The sequence below is a fragment of the Paenarthrobacter sp. AR 02 genome (genome assembly GCF_021538675.1).
Taxonomy (GTDB): Bacteria; Actinomycetota; Actinomycetes; order Actinomycetales; family Micrococcaceae; genus Arthrobacter.
The window spans coordinates 603,090-620,265 of sequence record NZ_JAJUKH010000001.1 but is presented as its reverse complement, the minus strand read 5'-3'; the positions used below and the strand labels follow the sequence as shown (position 1 = coordinate 620,265).

The window sequence follows — 17,176 nt, the reverse complement described above, 5'->3', positions numbered from 1 at the left end:
CATGGCACAGACACGAATCGCCGGAACACCCGTGACCCTTGGCCGCAACGGCCGTACTCCCAAGACCCTCCGCAACCGACTGGCCTCCGCGCCCATGGAGCGCAACTACGGCACCCCGGACGGCTACATCACGGAGCAATACATCGACTACCTGGTCACCCGTGCCAAAGCCGGACTGGGCATGGTCACCACTGAGGCCACCTACGTCCGGGCCGACGGCAAGGGCCGAACCCACCAACTTGGCCTGCACACGGATGACATGATCCCCGGACTTCGCCGGCTCACTGAAGCCCTGCACGCAGAAGGTGCGCTCGCCGCCGTCGAACTTAACCACGGCGGCCGCACCGCGCAGGCCGCAGTTTCCGGTTTCAAGAACCTCGCGCCGTCGCCGGTTCCATGTCCGACGGCGGGAGGCGAGGTTCCGCGCGAACTCACCGCTGCCGAGTGTTACGAGCTTGTGGCAGCGTACGCGGCCGCGGCCCGCCGCGCTGTTGCCGCCGGGTTCGATGTCATCAACCTCCACGGCGCGCACGGGTACCTGATCCACCAGTTCATGTCGCCCATTTCCAACCACCGCACCGACGAGTTCGCAGCTCCCTGGTTCTTCATGAACCTGGTGATCGACGCCGTGCGGGAGGCCGTGCCGGACACGATTGTGGGCATGCGGGTTTCGGTGGTGGAAGGCCCGGCCGACGGCATCAGCGCCGAGCAGCAAGTGGCCATCATCGCCAAGGCGCACCTGGACAAACTCGACTTCCTGGACATCTCGGCCGGCAGTTACGACGCCGGTGAATGGATCGTTCAGTCGGGGGAGTGGAAGCCCGGAATCCTGGCCGACTATGCCAAGGCGTACAGGCAGTTCGGGCTTCCCCTGGGCATGGCTGGCCGCTTGAATTCGCCGGAAATCATCGAAGAAGTCCTGTCCCAGGGCACCTGCGACTTCGTGAGCCTGGCCCGTGCGATCCATGCAGACCCTGCCTTTGTTGGCGGCGTCCTTCGGGGCGAACGCTACCGGCCCTGCATCGCCTGCAACGTCTGCATCGACAACCTCGGGCTCGGCCAGGTCACCTGTACGGTCAATCCGGCCGTCGGACGATCACGGGTTCCAGTTCCTACTCCAGCTGTTCGTCCCGACTCTAAGGTGCTGGTGGTGGGGGCCGGACCCGCAGGCCTTACCGCCGCCCGGGAACTCGCCGAAGCCGGTGCCCGGGTGACGCTGATGGACGACGGCGTGCGCCCCGGCGGGCAATTCGCAATGGCTGAGCGCATGAAATCGACGCCGGACTTCCACCGCTTTGCTGAGTGGTCCAGTTCGGAAAACGAGCGGCTGGGCGTGGAAGTCCGTTTAGGAGCCTGCGTTGATATCTCCGACGCCGGCAAGCTGGCCCGCGAGGTCGGCGCCGATGCCGTGGTCCTTGCTACGGGTGGGCTGCGGCCGACGCCAGGGTTTATCGGGGCCGACTTGCCGCAGGTGTCCGATGTCCGGGACTGGCTGTCCGCCCATCCGGACATCCTGGACGGCGATGCCTCGGCTGCTGTTCCCGAAGCTGTGACCATATGGGGTGCTGATTCCGTGGCCATGACTGTTGCGGACACCCTCGCTTCCTTGGGCACAGCCGTGCTGATCGTGGGCCCGCAGGCGGCGCTGGCTCCTGAGTCGGGGCGCCGTGCCAAGATCCTTGCCGTGCCACGGCTCGAGGCCAACCCCCAGGTGCGGATTTTCCTGTCCAGCACCATCGAGGAGTATGACGGTTCCCGGGTCCGGATCAGCCGAGCGGGTGTTGAGGACCAGTGGGTTGAGGCTCCGGGCGATCTCCTGGTTTCACGTTCCGTGCTGCCGCTGGATGGTTCCCTCACGCTGGAGGAACGGGAAGCAGGACTCAGCGTGGCTGCGTCCGTGCCGGTCGCGCTGGCCGGGACGGTTGTGGATACCTCTCCGGCTATGGTGTCCAACGCTGTGAAGAGTGGGTACGACGCAGCCCAACGCATCGCTTCGACGCTGGCCGGACGCGGGATGGGCGCCGAGTTCGCGGGAACGGTGCCAGGTCGCTGGAGCTTTCCAGCGAAGCCGCAGGCTTCCGGCGATTTCGGCGCACAGCAGAGCGAACGTCAGCCCCGGCGGCTCGGATTGGCCCAGCTTTCCCTTGTCGGCACCGCGCCTCCTGACCTGGTGAGCATCGCAGCCCAGGCAGGATTCGATTTCATTGGCGCACGGGTCCGGCCGGTTACTGCATCCGAGCGACCCTATGACCTTCAACCGGGCTCGCCCATGCTTCGCGAAACCCTGGCCCGCATGGCTGACACAGGGATCACGGTTGAAGACATCGAGTTCCTGCTCTTGGACGGAACAGGGTTGCAGAACGGGACCGATCAGCGCCAGGCGTGGCTGCAGATGATGGAAGCCGGCCAAGCCTTGGGTGCCTCGACCCTGACGGTGGCATGCGCGGACCCGGACCTTGATCGCTTTGGGGACCACCTCGCGCAGATGACCCAGGACGGCAAGGCCTACGGCATCATGCCCACCTTGGAACCCATTGCTTACCAGGCAGTCCGTTCCATACCGCAGGCGGCAGCGCTGGCACGCCGGGCGGGCTGCAGGATCGTAGTGGATGCCCTCCACGTCAACCGCTTCGGCGGTTCACTGGATCAGCTTGAGGCCGCGGCGGACCTTGTTCCTTTGATTCAACTTTGCGACGGACCTTCCTCACCGCCAAGCACCAGGGACGGACTGATCATGGAGTCCCGCTCCGAGCGCGGCGTCCCCGGGGAAGGCGAATTCGATCTTGCGGCCCTCGTAGCGGCGTTCCCCGCGGATACACCTGTCAGTATCGAAACCCCATCGGACCGCCGGGTCGCAGCACTGGGCGAATCCGGATGGGCCACGCACCTCAAAGCGGCAGCCGGAGCTGTCCTCAGCACCCTCGCCATCCACAACGCAGCACTTACCGGGAGCAACAAATGAACACCAAGCAACCTCTGCCTACCGTGGACTGCGACGTCCTGGTGATCGGCTCAGGGGCCGGGGGCCTTTCAGCGGCAGTGACGGCCGCGTATCACGGACTGAAAGTCATCGTGGTGGAAAAGGCTGACGTGTGCGGCGGGGCAACATCGTGGTCCGGCGGCTGGGCCTGGGCACCGGGGAATCCCCTGGCCCAAAAGGAAGGTGTCAGGGAGGACAAGGACACCTTCCGCACGTACCTCAGAGGGGTCCTTGGGGAGGACTATCAGGAGGATAACGTGGATGCCTTCCTGGAGGCTGCCCCGCACATGGTGGGTTTCTTCCACGACAAAACATCCCTGCAGTTCGTTCCCGGCAGCAAGATCAACGACATCTACGGCAAGCTGCCCGGAGCAGGAACCGGCAACCGGTCCGTAGGCCCCAAACCCCTGAACGCCCGCGCCATCAAACCCACCGTGCGAGCCAGGATGCGCCACCAACTGTACGAAACATCGTTCCTCGGCATGGGCATCATGGCAGGCCCGGACCTCAGCAAATTTCTCTCGGCATCACAGGGAAACCCCAAAGGACTGTTCCACGCGGGCTGGCGTTTCGGCTTCCACCTCCTGGACCTCCTGACGCACCGCCGCAACATGCAGTTGGTCAACGGCACAGCGCTCACAGGCAGGCTCATGAAATCGGCTGATGACCTCGGCGTCGACATCCGCGTTTCCACACCGGCCACAGCGTTACTCAAAGACGACGACGGCACAGTGACTGGCGCCGTCGTGCGTTCACCGGAAGGTGAGCTGCAGATCAACGCTGCCCGCGGCGTCGTGCTGGCGTCCGGCGGCTTCCCCAACGATGTGCAGCGACGGAAAGAGTTGTTCCCCAAAACCCCAACGGGCCGTGAGCACTGGACGCTGGCGCCGGGGGAGACCACCGGCGACGGCATCAACCTGGCCCAGTCTGTGGGGGCCAGCTTCAAAACTGCGGTGAAATCGCCTGCCGCGTGGTGCCCGGTGTCCTTGGTGCCCTACCGCAACGGCAGGACGGGGGTGTTCCCGCACATCATGGACCGGGCCAAGCCGGGCAGCATCGGTGTCCGCGCGGACGGTCAGCGGTTCGTGAACGAGGCCAACGGCTACTACGACTACGTCGAGGCGCTCCTGGCCGCAACGCCTGAAGGCGAAACCGTGGAGTCGTGGCAGATCGCGGACAGCCGCTTTGTCCGCAGGTTCCCGCTGGGCATGGCCAAACCTTTGCCCGTGCCTCTGTTCCCGTACCTCCGCTCGGGATACCTGATCAAGGGCAGGACGATCGAAGAACTGGCGGAGAAGTGCGGCATAGACCCCGCCGGTCTACGTCGAACAGTGGCCAGATTCAACGCCAACGCGCGTGCCGGCGTCGACCCCGACTTCGGCCGGGGCGAGACCGCCTTTAACCGGTACGGCGGCGATGCCGGCAACAAGCCCAACCCGTCGTTGGGTCCGATCGAGAAGGGCCCGTTCTATGCCGTGCGGGTGGTTCCGGGCAGCTTCGGCACGTTCGCTGGCGTGGAGACGGACGGCCGCAGCCGCGCCCTCAACCACGACGGCGAACCCATTCCCGGTTTATACGTCACCGGCAATGACCAAGCCAACGTCATGGGCGGCCACTACCCGGCAGGCGGCATCAACCTAGGTCCCGCGCTGACGTTCGGCTACATCGCCGGGCGGGATCTCGCCGGCGTGGACACCTACCGCGGCGCAGTAGGTGCAGGGGTGACCGGAGCCGGTGGGGGAGCCGGTGCAGGGAAGGGACCACTGGGGTAGAGCGCCGTGGCTTCCATCATGTAGTTTGCCCACTGTGGACCTGCGATCATGTAGCCGTCCAGCGACCTGTAGAACTTGCCGTTGATGGTGACGTTTTGGCCCGCCCGTTGCTGGCCCGCCGAGGTATCCCCGAAGAACGACGCCGTAGCGAGCGCCGTGGTGAAGCCGGCCACCCAGGTGGCTCCGTTGTTGTTCGAGGTTCCGGTTTTTGCTGCGACAGGGACCTGGTTCTGAACCTTGGGTTCGATGTAGACGCCGGAACCCATCTTCAGTACGTCCTGCAACACGGCGTTGACTCCGCGGGCAACGGAAGGTTTGACGGCATCCCGGCACTCGGGTTGCTGGGCATCGTATTGCCGCCCCTGGGCGTCCTTGATTTCTGTGATGGCGATGGGGGCGCAGTAGGTGCCGTCGTTGGCGAAGGTGGCGTAAGCGCTCGCCAGGACCACGGGCGCCACGCCGATGGAACCGAGCAGGTTGCCGATCTGGTGCATGTTGACCGGCGCGTTGTCCAGGCCGCTGTGCAGGCCCACGGTGTCCACCATCCGCTGGATGCCGCAGAAATCCAGTTGCGCGGCAGTGGCGAACGTGGCCGTATTGATCGAGTTGTAGAGCCCGTAGTTGATGGGCATGGGACGGTAGTAGCCGGGGTCGTTGTTTTGCAGGTCGTCGTCGGCGCCCAGGTTGGCCGCTTTCTGGGCCGTGCTGTAGCCACCCATCACTTTCCCGCAACTGTCACGCCACGGGAAGCCCACCGGGTAGACCCGGCGGGAAGCATCCACCACCGCGGTTGGATTCTTGCCCTCGTTGAGCCACTCGGCATAGATGAACGGCTTCATGGTGGACCCGGGTTGGAAGCCGCCGGCCCCGTTGAGGTCGTAGCCGTTCGCGTCCTTGGCGTCCACGTTGAAGTTCAGCTGGGTATCGTACTTCCCTTCCTCCGGGACGAACACCGTGTTCTGCGCCATCGCAAGGATTTTGCCGGTACCGGGCTGCACCGTGGTCATGGCTGCGCCCCACTTGTCAGGATTGTCGCCTGCCGAGGCATCGACCTGTTTTTGCGCGGCGGCCTGGAGCCTGCTGTCCAGCGTGGTGGTGATGGTGAGGCCGCCGCGGAACAGGAGCCGCTCGCGTTCCTCCAAAGTTGAGCCATAGGCGTCGTTGTTGAGGATGAGATGCGAAACGTAGTCGCAGAAATACGTGGCGATGGTGGCCCCCGCGCAGCCCTGCATGGACGGGGTGATGTTGAGTTCCAGCGGTGACGCCACTGCAACCCCGTGGTCCACAGCGGTGATCTTGCCCTGCTCCAGCATCCTGTCCAGCACCAGGTTGCGCCGGGCGACTGCGGCGTCCGGGGCAACGGTTGGATCGTAGACGCTGGGCCCGTTCACCAAGCCGGCCAGGAGTGCGGCCTGCGGCAAGGTCAGGTCCTTGGCGGACGTACTGAAGAAGTAGCGCGACGCCGCTTCGATGCCGTACGCGTTCCGGTTGAAAAAGACAATGTTCAGGTAGCCCTCAAGGATTTGGTCCTTGCTGAACCGCTTTTCCAATTCCAGGGCCAGCTTGATCTCGCGGAGCTTGTCTCCCATGGTCTTTTCGCCGCTCAGGACCACATCCTCCGGACGTCCCTGGGTGAGCCTTGACTCGTTAAGGACATTCGTCACGTACTGCTGCGTCAGCGTGGAGGCGCCCTGCCTGGTTCCCTTGGTCAGGTTGGAGCTCAGCGCCCGCATGATGCCTTGGGCGTCCACACCCGGATGCTCGTAGAACCGGCTGTCTTCAATGGCGACGATAGCCTCACGGATGAAGGGTGACATTTCCTCCAGCGGAACCTTCACCCGGTTCTCGGCATAGAAGGTGGCAATGTGTTGGCCGTCGGCAGTGACAACGGTGCTGGAAAGGGACGGCGAGTCGACGTTGAGTTCGCTGGGCAGGCTCTCGTAGAACCCGATGGATCCACCCACCGTGGTGCTGGTGAAGGCGACTACGGGCACCACGAACCCGGAGATCAGCACGCCGCAGAGGATGCTCACGGAAAAGAAACCGAAGATCCTGAGCAGGACCCTACCGAGAGCTGGCTTACGACCCTTGTTCCGCGCCATTTTCGATGCCATTCCGTAGGGATATGAGGCTGAAAAGTAGGTACAGAATACGTCCGGCTCTGCCGCCGATCCATGGGGTCGAAGCCTAAATAAGGTTCCAAATAGGACTCAATCCAGGGGAAGGGTGACCCTTACGCTGGTGCCCCGTCCAACCTCGGAGTCGATGTCCACTGTCCCGCCGGCGTCGTGCACTGCGATCGACATCATGAGGAGCCCGAAACCGTGCCGCCGTCCACTGGGCGCGGCATGGATTTCGAAGCCGCTGCCATCATCGGTGATGGTGAGTTGGATGCCGTGGTAAACCGCGTTGAGGCGGATGGTGAGCTCGCTGGCTCCCGCATAATTCAGAGTGTTGCTGAAAGCTTCCTGGGCCACGTGATACAAAAGGGCCGCCGCGGAGGACGAGATTTCGATTCCATGGTGCGGGGTGTGCCAGTGCACTGTCACACCGGCCCTGCGAAGCGGAGCAGCCAGCCGGTCGATGCATCCTGCGACACCCAGCGCGTAGAAATCCACGGGGTGTTGATCCTGGATGATGCCCTTGACGGCCATCACCTCACTGAGAGCTGCTGACTGGTCCATTGGGTCCCCCACATCGTCGTCTTTCATACTGGAAATTCGATGCCGAAGACTCCGTGTATTGGTGCTTCGACTGCTTCCAGCGTGGCGCTGATGTATCAAGGAACCTTTTCGATTAGCTCAAGTTCGTATCAAGTTTGCGGGGCGAACTTGCGCCGGTCGACTTCCCGAATAACAGCGCCCGACGGCGGTACGTGAGTACCGTCGTCGGGCGCTGTCAGGGTGTCAGCGGTTGCTGTGGTCTGCCTCCACTGCGGCCTGCTCGATGCGGGCCCGGTACGCTGCCCACTCCTCCGTGGACTTTCCCGGTATGTTGAGATCCCCTGGCCGCTGGCCTGCCGAACCGTCAATGAGTTCACGGAGAATATCCGCATGCCCGGCATGGCGGGCCGTTTCGACGCACATGTGCACCAGGATCTGGTGAAGCGTTACGTTCTTCTTTGCCTCGTTCCACCAGGGCACCACGCCTGCCGCGTCCAACGGCAGTGCCTCGATGGTGGCGTCGCTGTGCTCGGCAGAGAAACGGTGGAGTTCCATGATCTCTTCGCGGCTTTCGTTGGCCGGAACCCACATGTCCCCATCAGGCTCGGCACCATCGGCAAACCACGGCAGTTCCCGGCCACTGGGCCGCCCGAACGTCACACCGAAGTAGTCCAACTGGACGCTGGCGACGTGCTTCACGAGCCCCAACAGATTAGTGCCGGTGGGCGTCATGGGCCTGCGGGCGTCGTACTCGCTGAGGTCCTCGACTTTGCTGAGGAGATCCTCCCGCCGATTCCTGAGGTATGTGAGCAGCGTCGCTTTGCCATCCATGTTGTGCACTCTACAGAAGGGGACCGACAGGAATAACTGCTTTATTCCTCCCCTCCTCCTCGCGTTGACTACAACCCAAGCCAGTGGAGGGCCCCGGCCAAAGGATGCCGGACCGTGTCCATCCACGAGTGTTAGGAGCAACTCCTTGTCACTTCAATTCCCTCGCCGGACCCTTCTTCAGGGAGCCGGTGCCCTGTCCCTCGCAGCAGTGGTCAGCTCGATGTTTGCCGAAAATGCGTGGGCCGACACACCTCCGGATGCCTCGGAGTTCGCAGCGTTGCGGAACCGCTGGGTGGACCAGATCACCGGCCGCAAGGTCATCCAGGCCGGTGATCCGGATTTTGCCGCGGCGATCGCTGCCCTGAACAGCAAGGCCGCTGATTCCTTGGCAAAGCTCAACCGGGTGTCCGGCCGTGCATCGGTTTTCACGGACCTGTCCCTGGCCAAGGACGCCGAGATGGTCACCACCTATACACGTCTTTCCCAGCTGGCCACGGCCTGGGCAACACCTACTGCGGCCGTGTTCGGAGATGCCTCGGTGTTGGCTGACATCAAAGCCGGCCTCGCTGATGCCAACGCCCTTTGCTATAACGACACCAAGGAAGAAGTTGGCAACTGGTGGTCGTGGGAAATCGGCGTGCCCCGCGCCTTGGCCGACGCCATGGTCCTGCTTCATGGGGAGTTGTCCGCGGCTGAGATCCAGTCATATTCGGCAGCCATAGATCACTTTGTTCCGGACCCTTGGCTGCAGTTTCCACCGAAGCGCGGCAAGATCACCTCCGTGGGCGCCAACCGGGTGGACCTGTGCCAAGGAATCATCATCCGGTCCCTGGCCGGAGAAGACACGGGCAAGCTCCAGCACGCCATTGCCGGCTTGAGCCAAGTGTGGCAGTACGTCACCAGCGGGGACGGCATCTTCCACGACGGCTCGTTCATCCAGCACAGCACCACGCCCTACACCGGTTCCTATGGGGTTGTCCTGCTTACTGGCCTTTCCAAGCTCTTCGCGCTCCTGGGCGGTACGGCGTTCCAGGTTTCGGATCCGTCCCGCAGTATCTTCTTCGACGCAGTGGAGGGATCATTTGCTCCGGTCATGGTGAACGGGGCCATGGCCGATGCCGTGCGAGGCAGGAGCATCAGCCGGGAAGCCAATACCGGATACGACCTGGGGGCATCAGCGATCGAAGCGATTCTCCTCCTCGCCCGCGCAATGGATACCGCTACCGCCGCCCGATGGAGGGGGCTGTGCGCAGGGTGGATTGCGCGCAATACGTACAGACCAATCCTCAAGGGCGCCAGCGTGCCAAGGACCGCGCTGGTGAAGGAACTCCAGTCCGTAGGGGTTGCACCGGTGGCTGAACAGGCCGGGCACAGGCTCTTCCCGGCCATGGACCGCACCATGCACCGGGGGAGTGGTTGGGCGCTTTCGCTTTCCATGTCCAGCAACCGCATCGCCTGGTACGAATGCGGGAACGGCGAGAACAACCGCGGCTACCACACGGGTTCCGGCATGACGTACTTCTACACCTCGGACCTGGCCCAATACGACGACGCCTTCTGGGCCACCGCCAACTACAACCGACTTCCAGGCACCACGGTGGACACCACGCCCTTGCCGGACAAGGTAGAAGGCGAATGGGGTGCTGCCGTTCCGGCGAACGAGTGGACCGGGTCGGCGGCGCTCGGTGACGTGGCCGCCGTCGGGCAGCATCTAGTGGGTCCGGGCCGGACCGGACTGTCGGCACGGAAGTCCTGGTTCGTGGACGGGGACGTCACCGTTTGCCTTGGTGCCGACATCACCACCGCTTCCGGTGCCACGGTGGAAAGCATCGTTGACCACCGCAACCTGCATCAAGGCACCAACGCACTCACGACGGCGTCGGGCACCATAGCGGACACGACGGGTAACGCCGTTGTGCTGAGTGACGACCGGTGGGTCCACTTGGAAGGGTTTGGCGGTTACGCCGTGCTGGATTCATCTCCCCTTACGGTGCTCAGGGAAAGCCGTTCCGGAAGCTGGTCGGCAGTGAACACCAACGGCAGCAGCACTGTACAGAACCGCAATTTCGCCACCCTCTACCTTGACCACGGTGCCGGTGCTTCACCAAAGAGCTATGCCTACCTGGTGGCCCCGGGAGTGTCCGCGAAGGAATGCAGCAAGCTTGCCAAGGGCGGGCAGTACGTGGTGATCCGAAACGACGCCACCGCGCAGTCCGTGGAATTCAAGGCTGCAAAGACCACTGCAGCGACGTTCTGGAAGCCTGGGACCGCGGGCGACCTCGGAGCCTCCGGCCCGGCGTGCTTGGTGTATTCCAGGCACGGCAACATGCTGAGCCTGGCCGTCAGCGAACCAACGCAAAAGGCCGCCAGCCTTACTTTGATCTTGCCGGAAGGTGCTTGGTCAAGCGTGGTGGAAGGCGCAGGCACCCTGGGAACTGACGCTTCGGGCAGGACTACCCTGACGCTGGACATGTCCGGCCTTGGTGGGCAGGCGCGGGTGGTCAAGCTCCGCCGCTAGGCCCCGGGGCTAGGGACGGGTGACTGCTTTGGACCCACAGGAATCACGAACCACGATCCTTGGCCGCAAACGGATCTGGTACAGCGGGCAAGCATCGCCCTCGGTCAGCCGGCGCAACAGGACATCTGCTGCCATGACACCGAGGCGATGCTTGGCCGGTGATACCGCGGTCAGGGGAACCTGGGCGAGGTCGGCCATTTCGTCGTCATAGGAAACCAAAGCCAGGTCCTGCGGAACCCTGACACCGTGCCTGGCCGCGGCACCTTCCAACAGCGCAGCTTCCCTGTCCCCGAACACCAACGCTGCAGTGGCGCCGCTGCCGGACAGAAGCTGAAACATGTGCTCGGCCTGATCCGCTTCCCATTCCGGCTTGGTGGCGCTGAAAGCCATGGTGTGGCCCTTGTGGTCCAAGCCCAATGATTCGACGGCGGCGGCGTACCCCGCGATTACCGCGGCCTGGGTGGGGTTGCTGCTTCGTGCGGCTTCGTTGGCCCGCGTGAGCAGCCCAATCCTGCGATGACCCAAGCGATAAAGGTGCATGACGGCGTCGTACGCGCCGCCCTGGTGATCGGAGCAGACGTGTTCGGTGCGGTCTCCCGGTCCCAGGTCGTCCAGGCTGCGTTCCAGCAGGACAACCGGAACCGGAAGGGCCATCAGCTCCGCCACCCGCTGCTGGGGATTGGCCAGGCCGGTCAAGGTCGGCACCAGGATGAGCCCGTCCACGCCGGCGTCCAACAGGAACTCGATACTGTCGTTTTCCCGGGTGAAGTCGTAGTGGTACGTGGAAAGCTGAAGGCTGGCACCGCGGGACGACAGATGCTCCTCGATGCCCTGGAGCACCTGCGGATAATAAAGCTGAGTGTCGGGCAGGAGGACGCCAATCACGTATCTCGAACGCTTTGGCGAGCGCTGCGGTGCAGCCACGAAGCTCCCGGCGCCTTGCCTCCGGACGACGAGCCCCTTGTCCACAAGGTCCTCGAAGGCCCTGCGCACGGTGGTCAGGGACAAGCCGGTTTCCACGGACAGCTGCTGCTCGGTTGGGAGCTTTGTGCCAACAGCCCAAGTGCCCGCCAGGATGCCCCTGCGCAGGTTGTCGCTGAGGTTCTGGAACTTCAGGTTTTGCTTTGCCGTGTCGCGGATGGTGGCGGAGGCGGGAGCAGCCTGCTCCGGCCCGGGTGTTTTCCTTGGCATGCTGGGGCTCCGCGTGTCGGCGGTAATTCCTCCCATCTTGCCGCATCAAAGAGAGAGTATTTAGATATTAATTTCGCCTTTTAGTGACGTAATCCTGAATGCTCATTGATTCCTCGCTTCCACGGCACATAGCAATGAAGGGTGTCCAACGAAAAGCCGAATATTATCTTCATCCTCAGCGACGACCAGGGTGCCTGGGCCTTGGGGTGTGCTGGAAACAGCGAGATCCATACGCCAAACCTGGACGCCCTCGCGGCAGGCGGCACACGTCTGGAAAACTTCTTATGCGTCTCGCCCGTCTGCTCGCCGGCCCGTGCAAGCCTCATGACGGGGAGTATCCCTTCACGCCATGGCGTCCATGATTACCTGGCAGGCGTGGAAACAGGCCCGGGAGCGGTGGACTATCTTCAAGGCCAACCTCTCTTCACCGACGCGTTGGCCGAGGCCGGATACCGTCTGGGGCTCTCGGGCAAATGGCACTTGGGCGCCAACGATGTTCCCCGGAAAGGCTTCAGCCACTGGTTCGCGCTGCAGGGTGGAGGCAGCCCTTACGACCGATCGGTGATGTACAGGTTCGACGGCGGCTCCAGCAGCCGGGAGACGGTCACCGAGTACCTGACGGATGCGATCACTCGCGATGCCATCGCCTTCGCCACCGATGCCGTTGAGCAATCCGGGCCCTTCTTCCTTGCCGTCAACTACACGGCACCCCACAAGCCCTGGAAAGGTCAGCATCCGCCGGAGTTTGAAGAGCTTTATGCCCATTGCGACTTCACCAGCTGTCCCCAGGAACCCCTCCACCCATGGACTCCCACCGTGGATGGGGTACCGATCGGGGGCGAGCCGGACGTGAGGGCTGCCCTGGTGGGATACTTCGCGGCTGTCAGTGCCATGGACGCCGGAATAGGCAGGCTTCTGGATCACCTGGACCACCTGGGGATCAGGGATAACACCCTGGTGATCTTCAGCAGCGACAACGGCTTCAACTGTGGCCACCACGGCATCTGGGGAAAGGGCAACGGAACATACCCGCAGAACGTCTACGACTCCTCCGTTAAAGTCCCCGCGATCTTCGCCTTCCCCGGCCGGATCCAGCAGGGGGCTGTCCGGGAGGACCTGCTGTCCGCCTACGATGTCGCCGCCACCGTTCTGGAACTCGCAGGCCTGGACCCGGAACCCTTCGACAACGGACCTGGCCAATCCTTCGCGGGGTTGCTTCGCGCACTGCCGGAGGCGGCAGTCAACGGCACCAACGTGAAGCCCGACGACGGACCGGCCAACGCTGCCGGGGGACGCGCCGTCGTGGTCTTTGATGAGTACGGTCCGGTGCGCATGATCCGCAGCACCGATTGGAAGTACGTCCACCGGTACCCGCTCGGTCCCCACGAACTTTACGACCTGCGGGCAGACCCCCAGGAAAGGACGAACCTCGTGGATGACCCGGCGTACGCCATCCAGGTGTCGGGTATGAGGGCCCAACTCCAGGAGTGGTTCCGACGCCATGCGCTTCCCGGGCTGGATGGGAGTTGGCTCCCGGTAGCCGGTGCGGGCCAGACTGCGACCGTGCTGGAGGATCCCCTGGGGGCTTTCACTCCTCCCAATTGGGACGGCACGGCCGCGGCCCGGCGGAACCGTTAGCGGGTGTGGCTCAGGATCTTGCGATCTGCAGGTGATGCCAGCACCACTTCGTTGCCGGACGCGGCTGCCTCGTAGGACGCCAGGACCACTTCCACAATGTGGCGGGCGTGTTCAACGCTGACTTTCGGTGATCCGCCGTCGAGTGCGTTGACGAAGTCACTGAGCTGCCGGAAGAAGCCCTCCTGGATATCTTCCGGCTTCGGCACCCACACGGTCCGTGTTTTTCCGTCGGACCGGACCTGGGTTCCATGGTTGGGGCTGCAGGAGACTGTGCCGCGCTCGCAAACGATGAGCACCTCATCCATGCGTTGGGCGGCATCAGAGACCACCACGACGCTGACATGGACGCCGTTGCGGAGCGTCAAGGAAATAGTGCCGTCCGTTTCTACAGGAACCCCGAAGCGTTTGAGGGTCGAGGCGGTCAGCGACTGGACGGTTGCGTCGCCGAACCAGATGCTGCGGTCCAGGCAGTGGCCGCCGATATTCATCAGCGCCCCGCCGCCAGCCATGGCCTCGCTGAAGAACCAGTCGGGGCGGGTGCCGGGCCGGTAGTCGGTAGTGCGGTAGTCGCGGATCATCAGGACCCGGCCGAGTTCGCCAGTAGCCAGTACTTCCTCAACGGCCAGTTTCTCCGGGAGGAAGTGCTGGATCTGTCCAATCACCAAGGACACCCCTGCGTTGCCGCAGGCCTCGATCATGCGATCGCAGTCCACCACTGTGGTGGCCATCGGCTTCTCCACCAGCACATGCAAACCCTGGGCTGCCGCGGTCAGCACCATCTCTAAATGCAACCCATGTGGGGTATTGATGATCACCGCATCCAGACCGGCTTCACGGAACATTACCGTGTAGTCCGTATATACGCGGGCGCCCCAAGGTGATGCGACCTTGTCCGCCGCTTCCCGTTGCAGATCGCAGACAGCAGCCAGTTCCACGTTGCTGATCCGCCCGGCGGATTCCGCGTGGAAGTGCGCCACGGCACCGGCACCAATGATTCCCAGTCGTATCAATTTCCCTCTTTAGCTCTGAGCCAAAGCGCGGCAATGCCTGCCCGCGCAGATCACCTTGATTGTTGGGGAGCATCAAGGGAGGAATAAATGCCTAATCCCTCGAATCCTCTGTGGAGCATTCCGGGAAAACAACAGACTTTGCGAAGTACTCATTGAATCCTGCTTTCCGTGACTGTGAGAGTCGTCTCACCGAACCGCATCCGGCCGGTTCCCCCACTCTCGAAAGGTGATCCCCATGGGCAAACCAGCCCGTCATCTTCGCTCACTGGCTGCCCTGATGGGCGTCGCACTTGCACTGACCACGACTGCCTGCGGTGGAGCCACTGACGCCTCCACCATGGCGGATACCGTAGACATCTCCGGCTCCATTTCCGGGCAGACCATCAACTATTGGTCAATGTGGAAAGACGGTGAGCCACAGCAAAAGGTCATTGCTGCTGCCATCGCCGACTTCGAAAAGGAAACCGGGGCCAAGGTCAGCGTCCAATGGCAGGGCCGCAGCAATAGTGAAAAGCTCGTTCCTGCATTGAACACCAACAATGTGCCTGATTTGGTGGACGGAACACTGGCCAAACTCGCGCCCGTCATCGGCGAAACCGGACAGGCCAGCCCGCTGACTTCCGTGTACTCCTACAAGGTTGATGACACTTCAATCAGTGAGGTGATTCCGCAGAAGTTCACCAGCAACGGTGCCTTCAAAGGGGAAGACGGCCAACCGTGGATGGTCCCCTACAGTGTCAGCTCGGATGGCATCTGGTTTGATGCAGCAAAGCACCCTGAGCTCAAGGACAAGCCCCCTGCCACCTGGGATGAATTCATCAACGTACTGGACAAGCTGAAGGCAAGCGGGACAGCTCCCATCGCCGCGGACGGTGACATTGCCGGTTACAACGCCACATGGTTCGTGACATCTCTGCTCCGGCTCAAGGGTGCAGGAAGTTTCAAAGCACTGGTGGAGGACAAGTCCGGCGACGCTTGGGACGCCCCTGAAGTCCTCGAAGCAGCCCGCAAGGTAGAAAACCTGGTCAAGGGCGGGTACCTCAACAGTGGCTATAACGCGAGCAAGTTCCCTGCACAGCAGCAACTGTGGGCGAACGGCGACGCGGCCCTCATGCTCAACGGTTCCTGGACGCCCACCGAGACCGGTTCCTACGCTGTCCCGGGATTCGAATACTCGTCATTCCAGTTCCCGGCCATGAGCGATAAGCCAGCAAGTGCCCGCGTGGACTTCATCGGCTTCGCAGTGCCCGCCAAGTCGAAGAACCAGGTTCCCGCACAACGGCTCGCAGCCTTCATGCTCAACTCCAAGTACCAGAACGCCCTCGGCACAGAAGCCAAAGTGCTCCCGGTCAGGCCGGACGCACCGGTTGCAGCCGCCGTCGAGTCCGTCAAGGCGGCCATCGACGCGGCCCCCGCAACCCACCTCCAAAACGACGGCGTGACTTTTCCCGGTTACATGGAAAAGGTCTTCTTCCCCAAAGACGACGAGCTGTTCCTCGGGAAGAGCACGGCAGATGAGTTTGTCGGAAAGATGAAGGCCGCCCAGATCCAGTATTGGAAGGACAACGGATGAGCCTGAGCCTGAAGGATCACCGGGTAAACCGCACGGCCGATCGGGGACCGGAATCCGGAAAACCGCTTCAGCACACATCACGGCGCGGTAGCCAACGCGGCGGAAGTTCCATCGACGTGCAGCGCAAGAAACTGCTGGTTCCCTTCGTCGGTCCTGCCTTCGTCCTGTACACGGTGCTGTTCATCGTCCCCGCCCTGGGAGCAGTATGGATCAGCCTGCATAAGTGGGCCGGTTCGGGCCCCATGAAATTCGTGGGGCTGGACAACTACGGCAGGATCTTCCGCGACCAACTGTTCATTTCCTCGTTCGGGAACACACTGCTCCTTCTTTTCGTAGTGGGGGCGGCAATCTTCATCCTTGCCTTCGCCTTGACGCTGGTCCTCCGGGACATGGCGGGGAAGAAGATTGCCCGCAACGTCATCTTCTTCCCGCACCTCATCAACGCACTGGTATTCGGCGTCCTGGCCGGGTTCATCTTCAATCCCGGTGGGATGGTCAACAGCCTCCTGGCTCCGCTGGGCGTGACGGATCCGCCAAAGTGGCTGGCGCAGGACAACATTTTCCCGCTCATCATGGTCACCCTGGTGTGCACCACCACCGGTTACTTCACCACCATCCTGATGGCCGGTGTCGACCGAATTCCGCCCTATTACTACGAGGACTGCGCCTTGGCCGGAGCCACGGCCTTCCAACGGCTGCGGTACGTCATCCTGCCGTTGACCTGGGATGTCTTTGGCACCTGCGCGGTGCTGTGGACGATCTCCTCCGTGAAGATCTTCGAGATCGTCTGGGTCTTCGGTGGAAGCTCCGGTGCCGGTGTGCCACCGACGCAAAGCTGGACGGCCGCTGTCTACACCTACGTCAATGCGTTCTCAGGACAGTCAACGCCGGCTTATGGCGCGGCAACAGCGTCAGCGGTGCTGTCCCTTGCCCTGATCTCCGTCCTGGTGGTCCTGTTGCGCCGCGCCATGCGGCGGGACGCCGTCGAATTCTAGAGGAA

Annotated in this window: 11 protein-coding genes; 6 read left to right on the top strand and 5 right to left on the bottom strand. The window is 62.8% G+C overall.

From position 1 onward, the window contains the following. The first annotated feature begins 1 nt into the window (after position 1). Both LRQ04_RS02800 and LRQ04_RS02795 read left to right on the top strand, forming a co-directional pair. A complete protein-coding gene (locus LRQ04_RS02800; protein ID WP_235517496.1) occupies positions 2–2,962 on the top strand; it encodes an FAD-dependent oxidoreductase in 2,961 nt (986 codons plus the stop codon). Further along, on the top strand, positions 2,959–4,752 hold the full coding sequence (locus LRQ04_RS02795; protein WP_235517494.1) for an FAD-dependent oxidoreductase: 1,794 nt from the start codon (positions 2,959–2,961) through the stop codon (positions 4,750–4,752). Before LRQ04_RS02800 ends, LRQ04_RS02795 begins: the two co-directional genes overlap by 4 nt. On the opposite strand, the gene LRQ04_RS02790 is transcribed toward LRQ04_RS02795, so the two are convergent. From LRQ04_RS02790 to LRQ04_RS02780, 3 genes are all read right to left on the bottom strand, one after another. Continuing rightward, positions 4,677–6,854: a transglycosylase domain-containing protein gene (locus LRQ04_RS02790; protein WP_235518636.1), complete on the bottom strand. Its 2,178-nt coding sequence runs from the start codon at positions 6,852–6,854 to the stop codon at positions 4,677–4,679. The two genes, LRQ04_RS02795 and LRQ04_RS02790, sit on opposite strands and share 76 nt — an antisense overlap. A 108-nt stretch (positions 6,855–6,962) precedes the next feature. Further along, complete coding sequence (locus tag LRQ04_RS02785; protein ID WP_235517492.1) at positions 6,963–7,463, bottom strand: sensor histidine kinase; 501 nt, start codon at positions 7,461–7,463, stop codon at positions 6,963–6,965. A gap of 195 nt (positions 7,464–7,658) precedes the next feature. Next, the gene (locus LRQ04_RS02780; protein WP_235517491.1) at positions 7,659–8,246 is read right to left on the bottom strand and encodes a DinB family protein; all 588 of its coding nucleotides are present in this window, start codon (positions 8,244–8,246) and stop codon (positions 7,659–7,661) included. Between the two features lie 145 nt (positions 8,247–8,391). On the opposite strand from LRQ04_RS02780, the gene LRQ04_RS02775 reads away from it, so the two are divergent. After that, positions 8,392–10,764, top strand: a complete 2,373-nt coding sequence (locus tag LRQ04_RS02775) for a polysaccharide lyase 8 family protein (RefSeq protein WP_235517489.1) — start codon at positions 8,392–8,394, stop codon at positions 10,762–10,764. 9 nt (positions 10,765–10,773) lie between these two features. On the opposite strand, the gene LRQ04_RS02770 is transcribed toward LRQ04_RS02775, so the two are convergent. Continuing rightward, positions 10,774–11,955, bottom strand: a complete 1,182-nt coding sequence (locus LRQ04_RS02770; protein WP_235517488.1) for a substrate-binding domain-containing protein — start codon at positions 11,953–11,955, stop codon at positions 10,774–10,776. A 141-nt stretch (positions 11,956–12,096) separates the two neighbouring features. On the opposite strand from LRQ04_RS02770, the gene LRQ04_RS02765 reads away from it, so the two are divergent. Beyond that, a complete protein-coding gene (locus LRQ04_RS02765) occupies positions 12,097–13,593 on the top strand; it encodes a sulfatase-like hydrolase/transferase (protein ID WP_235517486.1) in 1,497 nt (498 codons plus the stop codon). Here LRQ04_RS02765 and LRQ04_RS02760 read toward each other — a convergent pair. Continuing rightward, the gene (locus tag LRQ04_RS02760; RefSeq protein WP_235517483.1) at positions 13,590–14,603 is read right to left on the bottom strand and encodes a Gfo/Idh/MocA family protein; all 1,014 of its coding nucleotides are present in this window, start codon (positions 14,601–14,603) and stop codon (positions 13,590–13,592) included. The two genes, LRQ04_RS02765 and LRQ04_RS02760, sit on opposite strands and share 4 nt — an antisense overlap. Positions 14,604–14,838: 235 nt before the next feature. Between LRQ04_RS02760 and LRQ04_RS02755 the strand changes: the two genes are divergently transcribed. Beyond that, positions 14,839–16,176, top strand: a complete 1,338-nt coding sequence (locus LRQ04_RS02755) for an ABC transporter substrate-binding protein (protein ID WP_235517481.1) — start codon at positions 14,839–14,841, stop codon at positions 16,174–16,176. Continuing rightward, positions 16,173–17,171, top strand: coding sequence for a carbohydrate ABC transporter permease (locus LRQ04_RS02750; protein ID WP_235517479.1), 999 nt, complete (start codon positions 16,173–16,175; stop codon positions 17,169–17,171). The genes LRQ04_RS02755 and LRQ04_RS02750 overlap by 4 nt, the downstream gene beginning before the upstream one ends. The last annotated feature ends 5 nt before the right edge of the window (positions 17,172–17,176 follow it).

Coding starts and splice junctions, on each gene's coding strand:
- LRQ04_RS02800 (WP_235517496.1), top strand. CDS start 2: ATGGCACAGACACGAATCGCCGGAACACCCGTGACCCTTGGCCGCAAC.
- LRQ04_RS02795 (WP_235517494.1), top strand. CDS start 2,959: ATGAACACCAAGCAACCTCTGCCTACCGTGGACTGCGACGTCCTGGTG.
- LRQ04_RS02790 (WP_235518636.1), bottom strand. CDS start 6,854: ATGGCGCGGAACAAGGGTCGTAAGCCAGCTCTCGGTAGGGTCCTGCTC.
- LRQ04_RS02785 (WP_235517492.1), bottom strand. CDS start 7,463: ATGAAAGACGACGATGTGGGGGACCCAATGGACCAGTCAGCAGCTCTC.
- LRQ04_RS02780 (WP_235517491.1), bottom strand. CDS start 8,246: ATGGATGGCAAAGCGACGCTGCTCACATACCTCAGGAATCGGCGGGAG.
- LRQ04_RS02770 (WP_235517488.1), bottom strand. CDS start 11,955: ATGCCAAGGAAAACACCCGGGCCGGAGCAGGCTGCTCCCGCCTCCGCC.
- LRQ04_RS02755 (WP_235517481.1), top strand. CDS start 14,839: ATGGGCAAACCAGCCCGTCATCTTCGCTCACTGGCTGCCCTGATGGGC.
- LRQ04_RS02750 (WP_235517479.1), top strand. CDS start 16,173: ATGAGCCTGAGCCTGAAGGATCACCGGGTAAACCGCACGGCCGATCGG.